Origin of the sequence: Kribbella sp. NBC_01505 (assembly GCF_045040285.1) — a bacterium.
In the GTDB taxonomy this organism is placed as follows: Bacteria; Actinomycetota; Actinomycetes; order Propionibacteriales; family Kribbellaceae; genus Kribbella.
Window position 1 is genome coordinate 6,433,118 of the sequence record NZ_CP109425.1, and the last position, 17,451, is coordinate 6,450,568.

Genomic DNA, 17,451 nt, shown 5'->3' on the forward strand with positions numbered 1-17,451 from the left:
GGTCACCGCCCTTTCAGTTGAAGCCGCGGTAGAGCTCGGCGACCGTCTTTGTCTTCGGCCGTTCGGCCGGCGCGGTCTTCGGCGTGGGCCGCGGGTAGGGCGCGATGTCGGGCGCTTTCTTCTGCCAGTGGCCGGTCGCGCGGGTGTTCTGGTTCAGGGCGTCGTAGAGATCGGCTTGCATGTGCCGGTCGGCGCCCCAGCCGTAGAACTCCCGGCCGCCGGAGGCGAGAGCGACGGTGAGGGAGGTGTCGGGAAGGCCCCTCGCGAGGATGTTCACGAGCCGCGGCGAAGGCCCCCGGCCCTCGATGACGTCGACGAGGTCGACGCCGTAGTGATCGAGCAGATCGGGGTAGAGGCCTTCGCCGTAGTCGTCGATCAGTCCTGCGAGGGCGAGGCTTCCCCCACCTGGGCACCGGTGTTGTAGCGGTCGAAGATCTCGGCCAGGACGGTTAGGTCGCCGCCGATCTCCTTGATCAGCTTCCCAGCGATCTTGGCGTTGTCGGCGACCAGGATCAGTGAGGCGGCCAGCAGCTCCTCGGTGTCGGCGCCGTCCTCGGACTGGGCTTCCTGGAGCGCGATGAGCTCGGTGCGCTTGTCCTTCGGGAGCCGCAGCGGGTTGAGCAGCCGGCAGGTAGAACCGTCGCCGAGCTGAATGTCGGTCGAGCCGTACTTGGCTTCGGCGGACTTGCGGATGTCGTCCAGGGTGAACGAAGACATGGGGTAGCGGACCTCCAGGTAGATGGGTGGGTGTTGGCGGACCGAAGAGGCGTGAGGGCACGACGAAGTGCCCCTGCCCGAGCCGGGTCCGCCACGCAGCTCAGGCAGAGGCAGAACAGGGGGTGAAGCGAGCGCCGCCTATGCGGGGCCGGGCTCCCAGGAGTCGCTGTCCCAGTGCGCCTTGGAGGCGTCCGAGAGCGTCACGTATTGGCCCGTGGTCCAGGCGGTGGTCGGCGATGCGGTGACATCGGTCATTCCGGCGAGGTTCGCCGGGGCGTAGGCGCCGGTCGGGGTGAACGTGCCGGGGACGCCGGCGGTTGCGCCGGTGGCGACGACGCCGAGCGGGGTGACGGCGTAGGCCCACTTGTTGGTGCCGAGCTGGAGCGGCTTCACACCGAGCGGAAGACCGGCCAGGGACTCGGTGTCGGCCAGCGCGAGGTCGTCGTTGCGGTACACCTCCGCCTTGGGGGCGTAGAACGCGAAGACGTTGCTTCCGTCAACGAACACGGCCAGAAACGCGCAGTCAGTCGGGACCGGGTCGGTCGGGACACCGATCAGCCCGTTGGGCAACGTCGGCGCGTTCGACCCGTAATAGAGCCGCAGGCCTCCGGCGTCGAACTGCTGGAGCGTGAACGCGAGCAGGTCGGTCCGCGGCGAATACTTCGTCCGCAGCGACTTGTTCTGCAGCGTCCCGAGAACGGTGGCCTCGCCGCCTTCGGAGGAGACCGCGAGGATGTCTTCGAGCGAGGTGTGGCCGACGTTGTTCCAGCCGGACGCCTCGGCATTGAGCAGGTTGGTCGGCAGCGCTGTGCCGACGGCGTGGGTGTAGTAGTTGCCGGCCCCCACAGTGAGGGTGGCCTGGTCGATCAAAGGCACGTGTGCCAACTCCGTTCGTAGGGCACGCCAAACACCCCCAGGCCGCAGAGGCGCTGGGCGTGGGCGTGGGGTGGGGAAGGTCAGGTGGCGAAGGGCCGGGTGAGCGATTTCTTGATCGCGATGTCGTAGAGCGTTTCGTAGCGCCACGTCCCGGTCGGGAGATCGGCGTACTGAACAGGGCCGGTCGCGGTCGCCCAGTCGGTGACCCGTCTCGGTGCGGACGTCATCTTCACCTTGGTGATGTGGCCCCGGCCCGGGACGACGACGTTGACCGCGTCGCGCAGGACGACGCGAACGGCCTCGGCGAGCAGGGCAGCGTCTTCGTCGCCGTTGGGGTCGGAGCAGAAGGTGTGCACCGTGATCCGTGCAGCGTCCAGGAAACGTGGGTCGCCGTTCCAGTCACCGAAGTTGCCCGACCTGCGCGCGGTCACGAGCGGGAAGGTCTGGGCGTCGGCGATCAGGGACTTGACCTCGATCCCGGGCAGCCTTGTCGGGAGCAGGTCGAGGAGAAGATCTTCGACGGGGCTCATCTCGATCAGTGCGAGGACTTCCGGGGGCAGGCCGCTGGTCATCGCTTCTTCCACTTCAGCTTGGCGGCACGGCCGAGGACGTGCAGACCCTCCATGTGAGTGACCTTCCTGCCGTCCTTGGTCTCGCCGGCTTCGCGGCCGAACTCGATCGACAAGGCTGCGGCTTGACCGCGCTCGTCGGACAAGATGACGAAGTGGTCGATGTCGCCGTGGGCGGTCTCGATCTGGGCGTCGCCGTCATGGCGGTGCTCAACCAGGAGCGATTGCGCCCGTTCCGCGATCTCGCTGGTAAGGGATGCGAGGGGTTCTTGGACCTCGTCGGTCAGGGCGACGTACTCCTGAATCGGTATCCCTGCGACGAAGCGGTAGACGTCAGCCATGGTTGGGGCGCTCCCGGATGTCGATCGACCAGTGCCGCACGTGACGGCTCGATCCGTGGTGGTACGAGGGCGGGGTGACTACGTCCCAGGGCTTGCCCTGGTAGATGACGCGCGACCACAGCTCAACGCCCGCGAGGTCGGCTTTGACCCCGATGCGCAGAACGTTGATCTTCTGCTGGCCGGGGACTTCGGCGCGGGCGGAGCGTTGCGGAATCGTCCACGCGGTCACGACCCAAGGATTGGCTTCGTCGGCGACGCGAACGGTGTTGCCGCGGTTGTCGACCACGGCGACCGTGCGCCACAGGGTAAGAGTCTGGCCGCGTCGGCGCTGGTAGGTCACCGGCAGCTCCCGCAGTCACACCATGGGCCGTCGTCGTTGCAGAACATCGGAAACGCGGCGCCGTGCTCGACCGGCACCATGCCGCGGGCCTTGTAGCCGTGCAGGCGCCGCACGGTGCCCCAGGCCTGGATCGGAACCGACATCAGGGCGGGTCGGCCGGCGAGCTGGGCGAGCTGCTTCTTCTCGCGCTCGGTGAAGTGCGCGGACCCGGCCTCGGCGCCTTGCTGGTCCCAAGTGACGGTCTCGTCGCCAGCCCGGGAGGTGGTGAAGCCTTCGTAGTTCTTCATGTGCCGGTTCGCGGCCTTCAGCACCAGCCGCACGACCTGGGGCGGGGTGGCGGCCGGGGTGGTCCAAGTGGGTTTGCCGTAGAAGCGGGCGTCATCGCTCAAGGTTTCGAGGGCGCCTTGGGCTTCGCGCTGTTCGTCGGGGTCCATCGTGAACGGCAACCGGGCCTGTAACTCCGCGACTGTCGCGACTGCGATCTCCATGCGGGCCTCCTCTCACAGCCACGAAGGGGCGAGACCGTGGGTGGTCTCGCCCCTGGTGTGGGTTAGGCCTCGTTGCGGGCCTTGCCGCGCCGGTTCGTCGGGGTGTTGTCCGAGACCGGGTTGATCGCCTTGCCCTCGGTGTCCTTGACCGTGGTGGCCGGGACGTTCGCGGCGTCGGTCGACGGGGTGCCGTTGCTCGGTCCCCAGATGCCGGTGATGTTGCCGAGCTCGGTCATCTTCTCGTCGTCACCGTCAGGGTCCGGGAGGACGTCGAGGGAGGCGGCCTCGGCGGCGGTCTCGCCGAGCGACAGCTTGAACGCGCGGACGAAGTGCTCGTAGTCGGAGATGTAGGACTGGTTCTCCGCGTCGACCCCGACCAGGGTGTCGACGACTTCGCGGTAGGAGTCGTAGGTGTCGACCAGGGACCGGTCGACCTTGTACTCCATGTCGTAGTCGACCATCCAGCGCAGCGAGACGCCGTTGTGGCTGGCGTTCGCGCCGAACGGAATCGAGTTCGGGACGCTGGCGGCGCCGGTGACGAACACGAACGCCGAGTCGACCATCGCAACGGCCATGTCCGGCGGCAGCTCCTGGGCGACGACGAAGTTGAAGCCGTAGCGCCGGCCGATGGTGGCCTCACGCAGCGACGTGACCGCCTCGGCCTCACCGACGTTCGAGGCGAGGTTCAGCTTCTCGTCTTCGAGCAGAACGGCTTCGAAGTCGGTTCCAAGCAGGATCGTGCGCGCACCATCAGGCACGCGGAGCCGGTTCATGACCGCTCGGACCCGGATCAGCGACTTGCGCAGGTTGCTGGCATCGACGCCGACCGTGAGCTCGTACGGCGCCTTGGTCAGGTGGCTGGTCGACTTGTACTCCAGACCCCGGCCCACAGCCTCGGTCTGCTTCGAGACGAGCTTGGCCCAGCCGTTGAGGTCGAAGTCCTTCTGCTCGTCGGTCAGCCGGACACCGTTGTAGGTGTCGCCGCCGAAGGTGACCGCGACCTTGCGTTCCTTGTAGTCGTCGAACTTGACCGGCTGGGACCGGTCGTTGCGCCAGCCGTAGGACCGGAACGGCAGTACGCCGTCGACGGTCACGGTGACGGTGTCGTCCTTGGCGCCCTTGAAGCGGGAGATGTCTTCTCGGAAGAAGACCTGCGGGACGACCAGGCGCTCTTCCAGGGAGACCGCAGCGGTGGCGGCGATCTTCTCCGCCTTGACTACGTCGTGCTCGGTATATGGCATGGGGGTGCGGCCCTCCTAGGGCATGAGAAAGCCCCCGAAGGCGAAGGCCATTCGGGGGCTGAAGTGGGGTAAGGGGGTGCGGCTAGTAGCGCCGCTTGCGTGCCTGGCGAGACGCCGCGACCGGATCGAAGGCCGCGTCGGGGTCGCCGGGAGTCAGGCCACCGGACAGGTGCTCCGGCTCCGGGTCGTCGGCGGGTGCGAAACGGGCGAGCTTCTGCGCGTGCGCGTCCAGCTCCTCGGCGGTGGTGCCTTGGAGAAGGCCAGCGAGCTCGTCGGGGAGCTTGTGCTTGTTCGCGGCCTTCATCACCAGCACCTGGCGTTCCAGGTCCGCGTTCGCGGTCTTGAACTCGGCCACGGCCGCCTCGACCTCCTCAGGGGTCTTGGCGTCGCTGAGACGCTGCTCGGCTTCCTTGGCCTTCACCCGGTAGTTCGCGGACTCGCCCCGGAGCTTGGTGATCTCCTTGCGCGCCCACGGCGGCAGCTCGGCCAGCGGATCCGGCGTCTCGCCCTCGGTCTGCTTGCCCTCGGCACCCTCCGGCGCAGTCGCGGTCGGGCTGCCGGCCGGCGGCGTGGCTTCGGGCTCGGTGGCTGGGGTTTCGGTGCTGACGGTGGTGTCGCTCACGCTCACGCCTCCTGGACGCTCGTAGTTGGGGGCGCCTCCGGGGCGCCGGTGTGCTGTGCACGGATGAAGGCGCGCCAGGCCGAGACGGCGGCCTTGCCTTTCAAGCCCTTGGTGACGTCTGGCCACAGGGCGGCGTAGTCGCGGTTGATCGCGAACAGCTCGGAGTTGTTGAACTGGCTGTAGGAGAAGACCGGCATGACGTCGCACTTGCAGTTGTCGTGGTAGAGGTCGCCTTCGGCGTACTCGCCGGAGCGGACCGTCTTCGCGAACCTCGTCTTCCCTGCGGCGCCGGTGCTGGTTTTGTAGAGGGCTTTGCGGCTGATGAGCATCGCGCACCACCCGCACGGCGTACCGGTCGTCGAGAACCGGACATAGCCGACCGCCCGCGGATCCTTCTCGGTCATCGCCCAGGTGGTGGAGCGGGCTCCGTTGAGGACTAGGCGCTCGACCGCGGCAGCCTGACGCCGCCCAGATGCCTGGTGGGCGTCGCCGCGCTGAGCGTCGACGGATTCGGCCGGCGCTTCGAGATCGAGCTGCGAGAGCCGCTTCGCGAGGCCGCGAGGACCCAGCGCGTCGAGCACGAGTGCGGCCTCGTCCTGAGCATCCCGCTCGAGTCGGTCCGCATCTGACGGCGAGATGGCGACCGGCTCGACCGGTATCGATGTTGTGGCCGGTACGGCGGTCTTGACCGGGACGCCGGCCAGCCGTTCGAAGTCGTCGACCAGCTGACCCAACGTCGTCGATGAGGTCGTGTCGACGCCCGGTTCGGCGATGGTGGAGCCGGTGCGCAGCGCGCGGACGAGCCGGTACTTCGCGATGGCGAGGGCTCGGGCGCGCTGGCGGCGCAGCTGGATGTAGCGCAGCGACGTACGCAGCCAGCTGCTCCCGGCAGCGACGCCCGTGGGTGGGACGTCGGCCCACAGGATTCCGGCGTCTTCGAGCGCCTGGAGGCCGAGTTGGATCAGCGCGGCGTGGTAGGCGAGCTCGATCGCGTCGGCTTCCTGCTGACGGGCCGGTGTCGTCACGCGGCCTCAGGCCGGGAATCGTCGACCCCGCTCGTGGTGGACCCGCGGAGGCGTTGTGAGAGCGCGATGTCGGCGTTCTCTTCCTCGGCGAGGTCGTTCCACTGGTTGAGCTCGGTGCGGGTGACGCCGGGGACGCGTGGCCACAGGCCGCGCTTGGGGACGCCGAGCTGTTCGCCGAGCTTGCCGAGCGCGTCGGCCGACTGTGCCAGCGAGCGCTGTTCCATGTCGCGCCACAGCACTTCGCCCTGGAAGTCGTCGGCGGCTTCGTCGTTGCCGGCCATTGTCGCGGCCAGCCGGAAGACCCGTTCCCAGGCTTCGCCGAAGCCCTTGCGGAACTCCTCGACCATCCGGGAGAACGCCGTCTCCGCCGCCAGGAGCGCTTCGGCCGACAGGTTCGCGATCTGCCCCAGCAAGTGGTGCGGAGGTGTCTGCGAGAGGGCGGCCATGTGGCGAAAACTCATGTCGATCGACTCGATGAACCCGCCCAGCGGGGTCTCGTCGAGGGAGCCGAACTTCACGTCGGCGTCCTCGGCGAACAAGAACCGTCGCGCGTTGTGGTTCATCGGTGCCGGGATCGGGTTGCCGGCCTCGTCGCGGACGGGGACCCAGTCGACGATGTCGTCGACGTTGCGGGTCGGGTTGCCGTGCTCGTCGACGCCCTGCAACAGCAGAGGCGGCGCCATGCCGGTGGCCCACCGGACCTTGAACGAGGCGTAGGTCTGGGCGACCAGGAGATCGAAGACGGTCTGGTTGATGCGGTTCTGGACCGCGATCATCGGTCCGACCAGGCCGGTGGTGCGGCCTTCGGTGTCGATGTGCGCGGCGAACCGGGTGACGGGGCATTCGTCGGCGCCGTGCAGCGTGCCCTTGGTGTTGACGCGGATGCTCTCGGCGTCGGTCAGGGACTTGAAGGTCACGGCGTACTCGCGGCGCCCGTCGAACAGGCGCGCCTTGCCGGGGGTGAGGGTGTCGCCGTCGTTGCGGGGCTCGCGCGTGACCGTGATCGCGTAGAGCGGGGTCTCGTCGTTCGCGGGATCCTCGTACAGCGCGGAGGTGTTCAGCGCTGACAGGGACTTGGTGCGGATGCCCTTCTTGGACTTCTCGGTCAGTGTGAAGCTGTGCCCGAACTTGAACGCCGCCCGGTAGATCGCGGACTGGCGGGCATCCATGCGGGAGCGCTGCCAGTGCTCCATCTCGAACGACTTGCGGGTCTCGGTGACCAGTGACCGGTTACCCGGCCGGAAGTCGTCCACATACAGCGCCTGCGCCGGTGCCCCGACCAGGAGCGGCATGACGTTGGTCTTGGCGCGTTCGGCGAGCAGCTTGTACTCGTCGTCGGCGTTCTTGGGCATGTAGGGGTCGTCCTGGATGCCCTCGACGTAGCCGTCGAAGCGGCGCAGCAGTGGCCGGTCGTTGTGGAGGATGGTGAGCAGTTCAACTGCTCTGGCCTTGAGATCAGGCACGTGTCACCGTCCTTACATGAAGTAGCCGCGACCGGTGCGCTGCTTCTGCTTCTTGCCGCGGGTGCGCAGGTCGTAGAGGCATTCGTGCGCGAGCATCAGCGCCGCGTAGAGGTCGACCTTCAGAGGGGATTCACGGGACTCCTTGCCGAAGGAGACACCGAAGTTGTTGACGCGGCGCCGGGCGTTGAGCAGGTGCCGGCGCATCAGCAGGTCGCCGTCGTAGCGCAGCTTCGCGTCCCAGATCGTGCGCAACAGCCGCTCATGCGCCAACGTGACTCGCTTGAGGGAGGAGCGCATGTCGAACGAGATCGCGTTGCGGCCCTCGGCCTTGATGCTGAGCTGTTCGCTGTAGTCGGCGGCCCAGTCGGAGATGTAGGACTCCCACAACGCGACATCGCAGTAGAAGCCCTGCACGTCGTAGACCCGGAACATGTCGCGCACGGCGGAGTCGACCGCTTCGCGGTTGACCTCCCAGTGCTCACCTTCTGGGCCGTCAGGCTTGTACCAGTGACCGATCTTGAACACGGCCATGTCGCTGATGCGAATCGCCACCAGGGCGGTGTCGTCATCAGTCTTGCCGCCGTCGAAACCGGCCACGATCTGATCACCGGGCAACAGCTCCAGGTCCAGATCTTCGATCTCCCGGATCTGTTCCGGACCGTAGAGTGCGTCGCTGTCGGCGACGATCTGGTTGAGCCACATGCGCCGCGAACGGGCCGCGGACATCGTCGTGTTGAGGATCGACTTGATGATCGTCTCGACCCGCAACCAGACAGCGTCGCCGCGGATCTTCGGGATGACGATGCGCAGCGCCTCCGGCGTCAGCGGTGTCTTCGGGTGCGCCTCGACCGAGTCATACAGGACGCCGACGTCGACGGCGCGGCCCTCGCGGACCTTCTCGTACTGCTCGCGCATCTTCTCCGCCACGCTGTCTTCGCCAGGAAGAAAGGCGTTGGTGATGGCGAGGTAGCGGCCGTCGACCTTCGTCGCGTTGCCGTCGATCGTTTCGTACATGAGGTCGCCGTTGTTGCCCTTGACCCAGTGGTGGGTCTCGTTCAGCACGACGAACGTCGACCGGCCACCCTCCAGCGCCCGATAAGAGCTGGTGACGGCCTCCAAGCGGATCTTGCCGCCGAGGCCACGAATCAACTCCGCACCGGGCTTGATGCCGTAGGTCTCGATGAACCGGTCCGACATCAACGCCGGAAGCAGCGTCATCGTGTTGCGGGTCTGCTGCTGGTTCACCGCCGCGATCTGCACCCAGGCCGCGGGATGCGCGACACCGATGGGCTGGTCGCCGTCGAAGTGGGAGAACTGGCTCGGGCCAGCCAGCTCGACCAGGCACAAGACCGCGAGGAGCGGGTCCTTGCCCCAGCCCTTCATCCGCTGGAGGACGCCGGTGCGGTAGATGAACTCGCCGTACTCGTCGACGGCGTACCACCACAGCACGAACCGCAGCTGCTCGCGGGTGAACTTCCAGGGTCCGCCCTTGTCGTTGCGCAGGTACTCCGCGCACCAGCCGGCGATCTGCCAGCCCAGCGTCCGCGCCGGGAGCTTCCAGGAGCCGTCCGGGTTCTTCGCCCAGGTGACGCCGTAGAAGGTGTGGTCGAGAGCTTCGATCTCCTCAGTGGTGAGGGGGTTCTTCGCAGCCATGGCGAGTCACCTCCTCGGGATCGAGCTAGCCGAGGACTCCATTCCGAGCCGCGCCGGTAGAAGGCATCACTGGTTGCTCGCCTCGTCCAGGCCGAGTTCGGCCTTGTAGCTGGCGATGGCGGTCACGCTGGCCGGCTGCGTTTCCGGCTCGGGTTCGTGGAGTTCGATGCGCAGGCGTCGGCGGTCGGCCTCGGTCACGAGGAGCCGTTCCAGCGCGGTGTAGATGGTCTGAAGCATCTGCCCGCTGCGCTTGCCGGACCGCTTGTAGTAGGACAGGTCATCCATCAGCGAGAACGCGAACGCCCAATCACTGTTCTGGAAGTACTCCGCCTGACCCGACGACTTCAACCCATCCCAGATCCGCTTCGCGATCGGATCCCAGCTCTTGTCGGCGTGCGGAACCGTTACTGGCTTGAGAGTTCCGCGCTTCAGATCCTGCTGATCGCCGCCCTTGCGTGAGCGGGGCCTCGCCAGATCGTCGGAGCGGTTCGGCACTGGACCAGGCATCGGTCACCTCCCGGTCTGCGCGCACGTTCCTGCGGATCGCGTGCCGTTGATTGGATGCATGCCTTGCGCAGGTTTCATGTAACCAGTGCAATTAGTGAAACTCAGGTAATAGAACTATTAGGTCAAATAGAGATCATTCAGAATGATTCGCTGAATCATGCGAGCGGGCGAGCTAGCTAGCGAGCTGCACAAGCACTAGCACTAGCGCTTCGTTGCATGTAAGTGGCAGACCCGCCTGGACGCGAAAGCACTAGCGCTAGCGCTAGTGTCGATGGATGGTAGTCGTAGGGTATCCGTCAGGCATACAAGGGATCACTGAGCGATCGCCGTACCGTCGACGACCCATCACCGTCGCGTCGCCGATAAGCAGGGGCAAGCTCTACGTCGGCAAAAGAGGTACCAATGTGTAGCTTCCGAACGCGCCAGTCAGATTGCGCGACGCGCCGGGTCAAATATCAGCGTGGCGACTTCACAGACTCGACCGTCGTGTGCACACTCACTGCATGCTTTCAATGGCCGCGATGCAGAGCGTCGACGACGTTTACAAAATTTTGGTGGTAGTGTTGGTCTTCGCTGGCAGCCTTATCCTTGCCGCCATGTTTCGTGCGCCGATCGGGAAGCTGTTGGTCCGGCTGGAGAGCCTTCAATTGCCCTTCGTTAGCGCACGTTTCACCAAGACTCAGGCGGAGCGGACCCCGGATGTGGCCAAGGCATTGGGAGACGTCCAGCCGCCGACTGATGAGCCCGCATGAATGAAGGCCCCAGAGAGCTCAGTGGACAGAGAATGCCGAGCTTCGATCCGGGGGCGGAAGGGGCGCCGTGGCGCCGCGCCTTCCTGGTCTGCAGCAGGCCGGGGCTATCCTCGGCCCTGGATGTCCTTCGTTGCGCCTGGTGGCAGTCGAACATCGGGGCTGCGGACTGATCAGCGTGGGAGCTTCGAAGACCCCAGTCGGTGATGCAGAATTCCGGCATGAGTGGGGCAGAGATCTGGCAGCACATCAACGAGACTCTGAAGATCCTGCTGTGGCCGGCCGTCATTGCGTGGGTTTTCTTCGTGCTCAGACACAAGATCAAGGATCGTATGGGCGACCTGGAGAGCGTCGAGTCTCCTGCCCTCACCGCGCGGTTCGCCAAGCGCAAGGACATCGATGTCGGCCCTGCAGTCGAAGAGATCCTCAACAGGGCAGCCGATGAGGCGGGCAGCGAAGATGATGATTCGCAAGACAGTGAGACTGACCTTCTAGGGGTCCGTGAAGACATCGAAGAGGTGATCAAGCGGTCGTTCGAGGAAGGTATGGCCGTCGGCCGGGATACTTTCGATGTCACGATGACCAAGCCCCGCATTGCCATCGAGTGGACTGGATCAACGCCATCAGTCACTTTGGAAGAGCGGCCTGCGCGTCTAGCCAGGTGGTTGCGGCGTGAGCCGGAGCCCTCCAATGACCCGTCCCCGACTATGCACCTCGCCAACGCCATGTCTCCGGCTGGCGAGCTCTTATTTGAGCGGATGGTGCAGGCCGCGCGTCGGATCAGTCCAGAGGTGAAGGCCGGCGGCCGGATCCCACCCGTAGTGTTTGAACAGGCGAAGCAGATCGCCGAGGTCGAGGCTGAACTTGACAGGCTCACTGGTGAGCTTGACAGCGAGTTCTTCGGACGTTCGGGGCCATCTACGATGAGCATCCACGCCAGGCGATCCTTCATCCGACAGCTAGAGACGAAGCTGGGGAATCTAGACCCGACCTCGCCGCTGATTCAGTCAGAGGCCAGGCAGACGCGAAGGATGCTGATTGACGGGATGAGCACTGGAGGATTTGACGAGCAGGAAAGCTCGTAGCATCGACTGCGGCGTGGAGGGCGTCTGCGCCATCCAGCTCTACAGCAGGCCGGGATGATTCTCGGACCTGCGGAACCTCTGGTCGATCGTGCGTCGCCTGGCAGCTGCGGCGTGAGCGCCCTCGGCCGCGGACTTCTTGTCGTGGTGGTACTCGCACAGCGATTGAAGGTTCTCGAAGTTGTGGTCGTCGCCTGGGATCTTGTGGTCGACGTCGACCGCGGTCTCGGTACAGGTGGGTTCGCCGTAGGCGTCTTCCCATCGGCACTCGTACTGGTCGAACTCGAGGCGGCGCTTGCGGAGCGCCGGCCAGTTCGAGGGGAGGCGATCGCGACGGTTGGATCCGTTCCATCCCGGTACGGCGATCACCTCCCGCTCGACGAGTGAAGGCCCCGCCCACGTGTCGACTCCTCGTTGCATGCAGATGCAGGCATTGATCAGGAATCAGTAAGCGATGAGATCAGCTCATGGACGCAGGGCTAGCTCTTAGAGCGAAGACCTTAAGGCGAAGGACTTGAGGGGCGTAAGCCCCTTGAAGCTTCAGGCTCTATCTTTACGCTCTATCTAAATAGTCGACATGACCGGGCTGGGCTATATCGCTCGATCTCTGTGGTCTGAGTCACATCCTCAGACGGCCCTGGCGGGCCTGCCAGCGGGCAGGCGATCGAGGCCGAACCGTCACGCTTAGCGATCTAGCTACCTTGGCGAAACCGGCCCTTTCGGGCCGTTTGGAGCCTCCTCGCTTGATGCGCCGGCCTACGCCTTCACAGGCGCGAATCCGCAGGTAGTCACCTTGCTGCCCCAACGGATTCGTCGCTGGAGCGTCGATTCCGACCCGTTTCGAGCGACTTTGGAACCGTGGCGGGATCTCCGCTGCTAAGACATGGCGGTACCTATACGCGTGCTCGCGCGGGTGATACCCCCACCCTCTGAGTTGCGTCAAGAGGTAACAGAATGTGACATTCGGCAGATTTTCGAGCTTGACTAATGCGCAACTGTGGGGCAGAGTTGTCCTCGTTCCACCCCGCAGCACTCCGCCGAAAAGGGCGGCTGACGCGGTGAGCGGAACTCGCGATCTACCGAGATGCGCACCGCGCCAATCGTGCCGCGCCTTGCCGTGTCTGCTGTCGAGTGCGGCCGGATCCATCCGTGTATGGCTCTCCGGTTAGAACTTGCTTCCCGCCAAATGGCAGCGACTCAAGCAGGGCGTCTCTTTGACTCGAATGCGCAACTGTGGGCATCGCGATCTTGCACTACCTACAACTTAGCCCGAGGGACTTTGGCGATAGGCGGCCACCCTTGCGGACGTATGCATGACGGTACCTGGAGCGCGCCTCCTCCAGATCCGGGCGGGATCGGAACCCCGCCACCTAACCAACGAGAGCACGCGTCAGTACTTGCCCTGGGTATGCCTGGGGCCGGGAACGCGCTGAACGGCTCTTAGCGGGACAGCCGGTGCGCAGTCGGTTGGTGGTCAGGACCGGCAATCCGCGCCACCTCGCGAACGATTCGGACGGCTGCTAGTGCTCGCTGGCATACCGGTGTTCAGCCTGTCCGGGCCAAGTAGTGATTGCCCTTGCCGGGGGCAATGATCCGAAAGGATCAGACCCGGCAAGGGCGTGAAACAAGCCCTTAGGTGCAACGTCTAGGCCGCGCGATTCCCGTTCGGCGGGAGGTGTGGCGGACGTGAGCGATAGACCGGTCGACCCGGACTGAGGGCACTGCAACGACTACTTGAGCCGCACCTGGGGGAACCATGCAGCCTACGTACGACTACAACCGAGTACTTCAACTAGCCGACCCCGTTCCCGGCGATGACGGCAAGTGGAAGCGAACGCTGATCACGCTAAGGGAAGGCGAGACCGCGATGATCCCGGGCACGACTAAGCGCTTCGTGAACGGTCCTGCACGCCTTCAGTACGACATCCACCCAACTGGAATTCAGCTCAAGCACGTCTGAGCCTCCAGTACTCGCACACACCTCACGTTCGGATCGGGGGGTGAGGTGTGTGCGACTCCGGCTGCTCAGCCGAACTCTCCTACCGACAACGCGAAAGCGCGAGGAACAGTCATGCCTTCTTACGGTTACGACCAGCACCCGCACGGTACGACGGCGCCGCCGCACGGCAAGGTGAAGCTCGTATGGCCGGATGCCCGCGACGCCGAAGCGCGCCCGGTGACGGTTAGGTACGTCAAGCCCAATCCCGCCAGCCGCCGAACGAAGTTCCCGCACCATCTGATGGGTTGATCGTGCCGCGATACGAGATCTACGACCTACGCACCGACTCACATGTGCAGTACGTCCGATGGCGTTGGGTAGCGCGGTGGCTGTGCCGTCGAGAGCGGCACTGGCACTGGTGCGAGCTCCGCGGTTGGCCGGAATAGCTGAAACCCACCGATCGAGCTGTCTGCCGCCGGATTGGTCTGCCGTTTTTCAGGCCGGCGGGTGACGTATGCCTTCAGGCCAGAGGAGATGCACCGGAGTTCAAGCCTCCGGCTGGCCACGGTCAGTGCCCGAGGGTTGCGCCTCGGGTCTGCCAACTGGGGATGTCTGGGAGCACATCTACAGAAGGGTCGAGAGATGAGTCATGCCAGGCGACGTAGGCGTCACGGGCTCCGTAGTCCGCGTCCCTTGTTGCCAAGCCGCATACGAGCGGACTGGGGGCGTGTGCGGCGCAGTAGCGGTTGACCCCAGCACGGCGAAACCACGTAGCTATCCGTCAGGGCAGGTGCGTGGTCGAGGACAGGGTGGCTCCCTGCCTCCTGATGATGCCAAGCCACAGCTATGGGAGGCCAGCATGGGGTTTCGAGAGGGGCAGGTGCAGCGCTTCATCTCGCAGTACATCGTTACCGCGTTGTGGTCTGAGACCGACGGTCCGGAACAGTGCCCAGAACCGCTAGATAGTCAGGGGTTCGACCGTTCGGACCTGAGCCCCGATCTGCTCGCAGAACTGGAGGTGGACTGTCGCGCGTTTCTGGACTCGTACTACCCGCTTGTCGCTGAGGCTGTGAAGCGGCGGGGCTACGAGATCGGAAGCGCTGGGCATGACTTCCTGCTGACACGCAACGGACACGGCGCCGGGTTCTGGGACCGTGGGCTCGGGCAGTTGGGAGACAAGCTCGCTGAAGCTGCGCGTTCGTTCGGTGGCACGACGTGGTACGTCGGCGACGACCACATGATCCACGGGTGCGGCTGATGTACGAGTTCGCGACGAAGACTCACGACATTGTCGGCTACAGCTATAACGCTGACATCTACTGCCCAGATCACATCGTCGCCCAGATCACGAGCAACCCCGGGGACGTGTGGCACAGCGCGGCGCGGATTGGTGCCGCCGAGATGCATCTCGACCTGTGCGCCCGGATCAAGGGCGTGAATCGATCGGATGAGGGCTCGTTCGATGGCGGCGATTTCCCGAAGGTGATCTACGCCGAGCATGCGGTCGCGCCTGGTCCGAATGGCGAAGAGGACGCGGAGTCCCGTGCGGATCGGTGCGCGATCTGCGACGAGTTCCTTTTGCCCTGATGCGATGGCGCGACGTTCTCGCCCTGATGGTTCCGCTGCCGGTTCGAGTCCGGAGATGGGCGCTCCTGGCACACACATATGAGAGTGAGAGCGGGCATGGCTTATATGAACGTCCGGATTATCGTCCGGCAGCTGTCCGGCTTCCTGGCAGATGAGCTTTCGAAGCAGACAGGCGAGACGTGGACGGTCGACACCTCCGAGAAGTGGGAGGGCCACGAAAGCACCCACATCAACGGACCTGATCAGCAGGTGATCGTCGTTCGACGGAAGATGCGCGAGTACTCCGCGAACTTTCAGCGCATCGAGATCTCGGGTTGCTATCCCGATGGCTACGGCAACAATGCCTGGGATCTGAAAGAACACAAGATCAGCGTGGCTCGTGACCGCGCGGTAGAGGCGATCGCGAAGGAGATCGTTCGACGGCTTCTGCCTGACTATCGAAAGTCGCTCGTGGAGGTGGTCGAGCTGATGGCGAAGGCGGCCGAGTCTGAAGCCAACAAGGAAGCGGCGATTCAGCGCCTGCTGAGCTCGCTGGGTGGTTCCAACCACTCGGGCACTATCTGGGCTCCTCTCGATGGCCACTGGGCCAAGATCCGGGTGCTTCACGGAGGGAAGAAGGCCGAGCTGGATGTTCACAGCCTCCCGATCGAGACGGTCGAGCGAATGATGAGGGCGGCGGCCGATGCCTGACGTGATGGCCAAGGCCAGCCCGCGCGATGTCGGGTGTTGGGTCGACGGGACGTGGGGGCGGTACGGGGCGACGGTCCTGATTCACCGAGCCTGGGACTGCGGAATGACGCGCGAGAACGATGCACTGGCAGTTGTTGCCGCATACAACGATGGGCGATTTGAGGGGGCCTTCACACCTGGTGTCCAGCACGTCGACCTGATCGGCGAGGTCGATGGGCTGGCCGATGCGGCCGAGGCATGGCTTAACGAACACGTTGCGCCGCCGGGGCACAGCTTCGGGTGGTTCAACGGCGAGTTCTTCCTTCGGGCTGACCGGGACTGGGCAGATGGATCCTGAGCTTCCCTGTGGTTGCCTGCCGCACAAGACCCGCATGAAGGACCGCCCTGGTGGCGGCCAGACGCTGTGGTGTGACACCGAAGACGGCGAGGGGTGCAACTTCCACTGCCCTCACAACGGGATCGCCAAGTACCTGGCCGAATCACTCGCCGCGAGATGGCCCCACCTCTTCAGCAACGGACTCGAACTCGAAGTCGCCATGTTCGCGGTCGACTACCTCGAAGCCGACTAAGCCCGGAGCCTGACCGGCAGGCACTCACGTTCGAGCCGTGGGCAGGCGCTCAAACACGCCCAAAACCAGGAGGTCAAACTCGTGGAGTACTCCATCACGCCGAGTCATGCGCGTGACAACGGAACTGGCTCGGAGATCAGCAGGGCCTATGCCCTGGAAGCTTTCCTCAGCACCTTCCGGACTGGCACGCTGTGCGACCTCGGTCCGGCGATGACCTGCACGGAAGCCGAAGTACTGGCTGAGCTGTTCGTCGAACATGGCAGGCACGCGCAGGCCGATGCCGTCCGTGCAGGCCACATCGAGCACGACACTCACGAAGACCTGAACCACAACACGGGTGACGAGTTCAGGATTAGCGATCCCGAACTGGCCGAGGACATGCCGGGCACGGCCTGGGTCTACGACGAAGCGATGGGCCTGTACCCAACTGACCTGATCCTGCCCTCATGAGCGGCGGACTGCTCGGCGTAGTGGCACAGGCTGGTGCCTGCTATCAGGAGTACAAGGAATGGGCGCGTAGCTGCGAGGACGATCCGCCTGAAGACCTCGATGAACACCTGTATTCGGTGGTGGAGAAGATCGGCGCTGCGCTCGACGGACTCAGCAAGAACCGTGGGATTGCTGGGCTTCTGGAGATGTACGACTCCCTGAGTCCGCGCCGAGACGCCCTCGACGCCCTGACGCAGGACTGCGGGACGGACGTCAACCAGTATCCAGAAGCCGACAGCGAAGCGGCCGAGATCAACGAAGAGCTAGCAGACATCGCGGACGCAATGGTGAAGCTCCTCCGCGGCCACTGCTACGAGCTCTCGGAGGACCCGAAATGAGCATCAGCGTTCGCGCACCGCGCATCCCGGAGGAGCACGCCGGCCTGGTGCACCTATCCGGTGACGAGTGGCTGACGCCGGAGCAAGCCGAGCGACTGGCGTGCAACCTCCTCGACGCCGCGTGGGCCGCGCGCAACTGCGACCGCTGACCCCCCAGCCTGACTGG

General features: G+C 64.9%; 25 protein-coding genes. 11 read left to right on the forward strand and 14 right to left on the reverse strand.

Translation table 11 applies throughout. The features are described 5' to 3' along the window. Window positions 1-13: 13 nt before the first annotated feature. From OG474_RS30515 to OG474_RS30575, 13 genes are all read right to left on the reverse strand, one after another. A complete protein-coding gene (locus OG474_RS30515) occupies window positions 14-277 on the reverse strand; it encodes a hypothetical protein (RefSeq protein ID WP_405057047.1) in 264 nt (87 codons plus the stop codon). A gap of 98 nt (window positions 278-375) precedes the next feature. Then, window positions 376-717 (reverse strand): phage tail assembly protein, encoded by a 342-nt coding sequence (locus tag OG474_RS30520; protein WP_405057048.1) that lies wholly within the window; start codon window positions 715-717, stop codon window positions 376-378. 138 nt (window positions 718-855) lie between these two features. Then, on the reverse strand, window positions 856-1,593 hold the full coding sequence (locus OG474_RS30525) for a hypothetical protein (RefSeq protein WP_405057049.1): 738 nt from the start codon (window positions 1,591-1,593) through the stop codon (window positions 856-858). Window positions 1,594-1,673: 80 nt separating this feature from the next. Then, window positions 1,674-2,165 (reverse strand): hypothetical protein, encoded by a 492-nt coding sequence (locus OG474_RS30530; protein WP_405057050.1) that lies wholly within the window; start codon window positions 2,163-2,165, stop codon window positions 1,674-1,676. Beyond that, window positions 2,162-2,503, reverse strand: a complete 342-nt coding sequence (locus OG474_RS30535) for a DUF5403 family protein (RefSeq protein ID WP_405057051.1) — start codon at window positions 2,501-2,503, stop codon at window positions 2,162-2,164. The genes OG474_RS30530 and OG474_RS30535 overlap by 4 nt, the downstream gene beginning before the upstream one ends. Next, window positions 2,496-2,843, reverse strand: coding sequence for a hypothetical protein (locus OG474_RS30540; RefSeq protein WP_405057052.1), 348 nt, complete (start codon window positions 2,841-2,843; stop codon window positions 2,496-2,498). The genes OG474_RS30535 and OG474_RS30540 overlap by 8 nt, the downstream gene beginning before the upstream one ends. Next, window positions 2,840-3,331: a hypothetical protein gene (locus OG474_RS30545; protein WP_405057053.1), complete on the reverse strand. Its 492-nt coding sequence runs from the start codon at window positions 3,329-3,331 to the stop codon at window positions 2,840-2,842. Before OG474_RS30545 ends, OG474_RS30540 begins: the two co-directional genes overlap by 4 nt. Window positions 3,332-3,393: 62 nt before the next feature. Next, the gene (locus tag OG474_RS30550) at window positions 3,394-4,572 is read right to left on the reverse strand and encodes a hypothetical protein (RefSeq protein ID WP_405057054.1); all 1,179 of its coding nucleotides are present in this window, start codon (window positions 4,570-4,572) and stop codon (window positions 3,394-3,396) included. An 82-nt stretch (window positions 4,573-4,654) separates the two neighbouring features. Then, entirely contained in the window at window positions 4,655-5,194 is a 540-nt protein-coding gene (locus tag OG474_RS30555; RefSeq protein WP_405057055.1) for a hypothetical protein, read from the reverse strand. Window positions 5,195-5,196: 2 nt separating this feature from the next. Next, the gene (locus OG474_RS30560; RefSeq protein ID WP_405057056.1) at window positions 5,197-6,219 is read right to left on the reverse strand and encodes a hypothetical protein; all 1,023 of its coding nucleotides are present in this window, start codon (window positions 6,217-6,219) and stop codon (window positions 5,197-5,199) included. Continuing rightward, window positions 6,216-7,682, reverse strand: a complete 1,467-nt coding sequence (locus OG474_RS30565; protein ID WP_405057057.1) for a phage portal protein — start codon at window positions 7,680-7,682, stop codon at window positions 6,216-6,218. Before OG474_RS30565 ends, OG474_RS30560 begins: the two co-directional genes overlap by 4 nt. Window positions 7,683-7,694: 12 nt before the next feature. Continuing rightward, on the reverse strand, window positions 7,695-9,335 hold the full coding sequence (locus tag OG474_RS30570) for a hypothetical protein (protein ID WP_405057058.1): 1,641 nt from the start codon (window positions 9,333-9,335) through the stop codon (window positions 7,695-7,697). Window positions 9,336-9,401: 66 nt separating this feature from the next. Continuing rightward, window positions 9,402-9,842, reverse strand: coding sequence for a hypothetical protein (locus tag OG474_RS30575; protein WP_405057059.1), 441 nt, complete (start codon window positions 9,840-9,842; stop codon window positions 9,402-9,404). A 503-nt stretch (window positions 9,843-10,345) separates the two neighbouring features. Between OG474_RS30575 and OG474_RS30580 the strand changes: the two genes are divergently transcribed. Continuing rightward, window positions 10,346-10,594: a hypothetical protein gene (locus OG474_RS30580; protein ID WP_405057060.1), complete on the forward strand. Its 249-nt coding sequence runs from the start codon at window positions 10,346-10,348 to the stop codon at window positions 10,592-10,594. 218 nt (window positions 10,595-10,812) lie between these two features. Next, complete coding sequence (locus OG474_RS30585) at window positions 10,813-11,676, forward strand: hypothetical protein (RefSeq protein WP_405057061.1); 864 nt, start codon at window positions 10,813-10,815, stop codon at window positions 11,674-11,676. 39 nt (window positions 11,677-11,715) lie between these two features. On the opposite strand, the gene OG474_RS30590 is transcribed toward OG474_RS30585, so the two are convergent. Further along, on the reverse strand, window positions 11,716-12,093 hold the full coding sequence (locus OG474_RS30590) for an HNH endonuclease (RefSeq protein ID WP_405057062.1): 378 nt from the start codon (window positions 12,091-12,093) through the stop codon (window positions 11,716-11,718). 1,651 nt (window positions 12,094-13,744) lie between these two features. Between OG474_RS30590 and OG474_RS30595 the strand changes: the two genes are divergently transcribed. The 9 genes from OG474_RS30595 to OG474_RS30635 all read left to right on the forward strand — a co-directional run bounded on the left by OG474_RS30595 (window position 13,745) and on the right by OG474_RS30635 (window position 17,434). After that, window positions 13,745-13,921, forward strand: a complete 177-nt coding sequence (locus OG474_RS30595; protein WP_405057063.1) for a hypothetical protein — start codon at window positions 13,745-13,747, stop codon at window positions 13,919-13,921. Between the two features lie 550 nt (window positions 13,922-14,471). Continuing rightward, window positions 14,472-14,870, forward strand: coding sequence for a hypothetical protein (locus OG474_RS30600; RefSeq protein ID WP_405057064.1), 399 nt, complete (start codon window positions 14,472-14,474; stop codon window positions 14,868-14,870). After that, window positions 14,870-15,199: a hypothetical protein gene (locus OG474_RS30605; RefSeq protein ID WP_405057065.1), complete on the forward strand. Its 330-nt coding sequence runs from the start codon at window positions 14,870-14,872 to the stop codon at window positions 15,197-15,199. Before OG474_RS30600 ends, OG474_RS30605 begins: the two co-directional genes overlap by 1 nt. 96 nt (window positions 15,200-15,295) lie before the next feature. Continuing rightward, window positions 15,296-15,889 carry a hypothetical protein gene (locus OG474_RS30610; RefSeq protein WP_405057066.1) on the forward strand — a complete coding sequence of 198 codons (594 nt, stop codon included), beginning with the start codon at window positions 15,296-15,298 and terminating at the stop codon, window positions 15,887-15,889. Window positions 15,890-15,992: 103 nt separating this feature from the next. Continuing rightward, complete coding sequence (locus OG474_RS30615) at window positions 15,993-16,226, forward strand: hypothetical protein (RefSeq protein ID WP_405057067.1); 234 nt, start codon at window positions 15,993-15,995, stop codon at window positions 16,224-16,226. Window positions 16,227-16,260: 34 nt separating this feature from the next. Further along, window positions 16,261-16,458: a hypothetical protein gene (locus OG474_RS30620; protein ID WP_405057068.1), complete on the forward strand. Its 198-nt coding sequence runs from the start codon at window positions 16,261-16,263 to the stop codon at window positions 16,456-16,458. A gap of 81 nt (window positions 16,459-16,539) precedes the next feature. After that, the gene (locus OG474_RS30625; RefSeq protein ID WP_405057069.1) at window positions 16,540-16,908 is read left to right on the forward strand and encodes a hypothetical protein; all 369 of its coding nucleotides are present in this window, start codon (window positions 16,540-16,542) and stop codon (window positions 16,906-16,908) included. Next, window positions 16,905-17,285, forward strand: a complete 381-nt coding sequence (locus OG474_RS30630; RefSeq protein ID WP_405057070.1) for a hypothetical protein — start codon at window positions 16,905-16,907, stop codon at window positions 17,283-17,285. Before OG474_RS30625 ends, OG474_RS30630 begins: the two co-directional genes overlap by 4 nt. Beyond that, a complete protein-coding gene (locus OG474_RS30635) occupies window positions 17,282-17,434 on the forward strand; it encodes a hypothetical protein (protein ID WP_405057071.1) in 153 nt (50 codons plus the stop codon). The genes OG474_RS30630 and OG474_RS30635 overlap by 4 nt, the downstream gene beginning before the upstream one ends. The last annotated feature ends 17 nt before the right edge of the window (window positions 17,435-17,451 follow it).

Coding starts and splice junctions, on each gene's coding strand:
- OG474_RS30520 (WP_405057048.1), bottom strand. CDS start 717: ATGTCTTCGTTCACCCTGGACGACATCCGCAAGTCCGCCGAAGCCAAG.
- OG474_RS30530 (WP_405057050.1), bottom strand. CDS start 2,165: ATGACCAGCGGCCTGCCCCCGGAAGTCCTCGCACTGATCGAGATGAGC.
- OG474_RS30535 (WP_405057051.1), bottom strand. CDS start 2,503: ATGGCTGACGTCTACCGCTTCGTCGCAGGGATACCGATTCAGGAGTAC.
- OG474_RS30545 (WP_405057053.1), bottom strand. CDS start 3,331: ATGGAGATCGCAGTCGCGACAGTCGCGGAGTTACAGGCCCGGTTGCCG.
- OG474_RS30550 (WP_405057054.1), bottom strand. CDS start 4,572: ATGCCATATACCGAGCACGACGTAGTCAAGGCGGAGAAGATCGCCGCC.
- OG474_RS30570 (WP_405057058.1), bottom strand. CDS start 9,335: ATGGCTGCGAAGAACCCCCTCACCACTGAGGAGATCGAAGCTCTCGAC.
- OG474_RS30575 (WP_405057059.1), bottom strand. CDS start 9,842: ATGCCTGGTCCAGTGCCGAACCGCTCCGACGATCTGGCGAGGCCCCGC.
- OG474_RS30580 (WP_405057060.1), top strand. CDS start 10,346: ATGCTTTCAATGGCCGCGATGCAGAGCGTCGACGACGTTTACAAAATT.
- OG474_RS30585 (WP_405057061.1), top strand. CDS start 10,813: ATGAGTGGGGCAGAGATCTGGCAGCACATCAACGAGACTCTGAAGATC.
- OG474_RS30590 (WP_405057062.1), bottom strand. CDS start 12,093: ATGCAACGAGGAGTCGACACGTGGGCGGGGCCTTCACTCGTCGAGCGG.
- OG474_RS30595 (WP_405057063.1), top strand. CDS start 13,745: ATGCCTTCTTACGGTTACGACCAGCACCCGCACGGTACGACGGCGCCG.
- OG474_RS30600 (WP_405057064.1), top strand. CDS start 14,472: ATGGGGTTTCGAGAGGGGCAGGTGCAGCGCTTCATCTCGCAGTACATC.
- OG474_RS30605 (WP_405057065.1), top strand. CDS start 14,870: ATGTACGAGTTCGCGACGAAGACTCACGACATTGTCGGCTACAGCTAT.
- OG474_RS30610 (WP_405057066.1), top strand. CDS start 15,296: ATGGCTTATATGAACGTCCGGATTATCGTCCGGCAGCTGTCCGGCTTC.
- OG474_RS30615 (WP_405057067.1), top strand. CDS start 15,993: ATGACGCGCGAGAACGATGCACTGGCAGTTGTTGCCGCATACAACGAT.
- OG474_RS30620 (WP_405057068.1), top strand. CDS start 16,261: ATGAAGGACCGCCCTGGTGGCGGCCAGACGCTGTGGTGTGACACCGAA.
- OG474_RS30630 (WP_405057070.1), top strand. CDS start 16,905: ATGAGCGGCGGACTGCTCGGCGTAGTGGCACAGGCTGGTGCCTGCTAT.
- OG474_RS30635 (WP_405057071.1), top strand. CDS start 17,282: ATGAGCATCAGCGTTCGCGCACCGCGCATCCCGGAGGAGCACGCCGGC.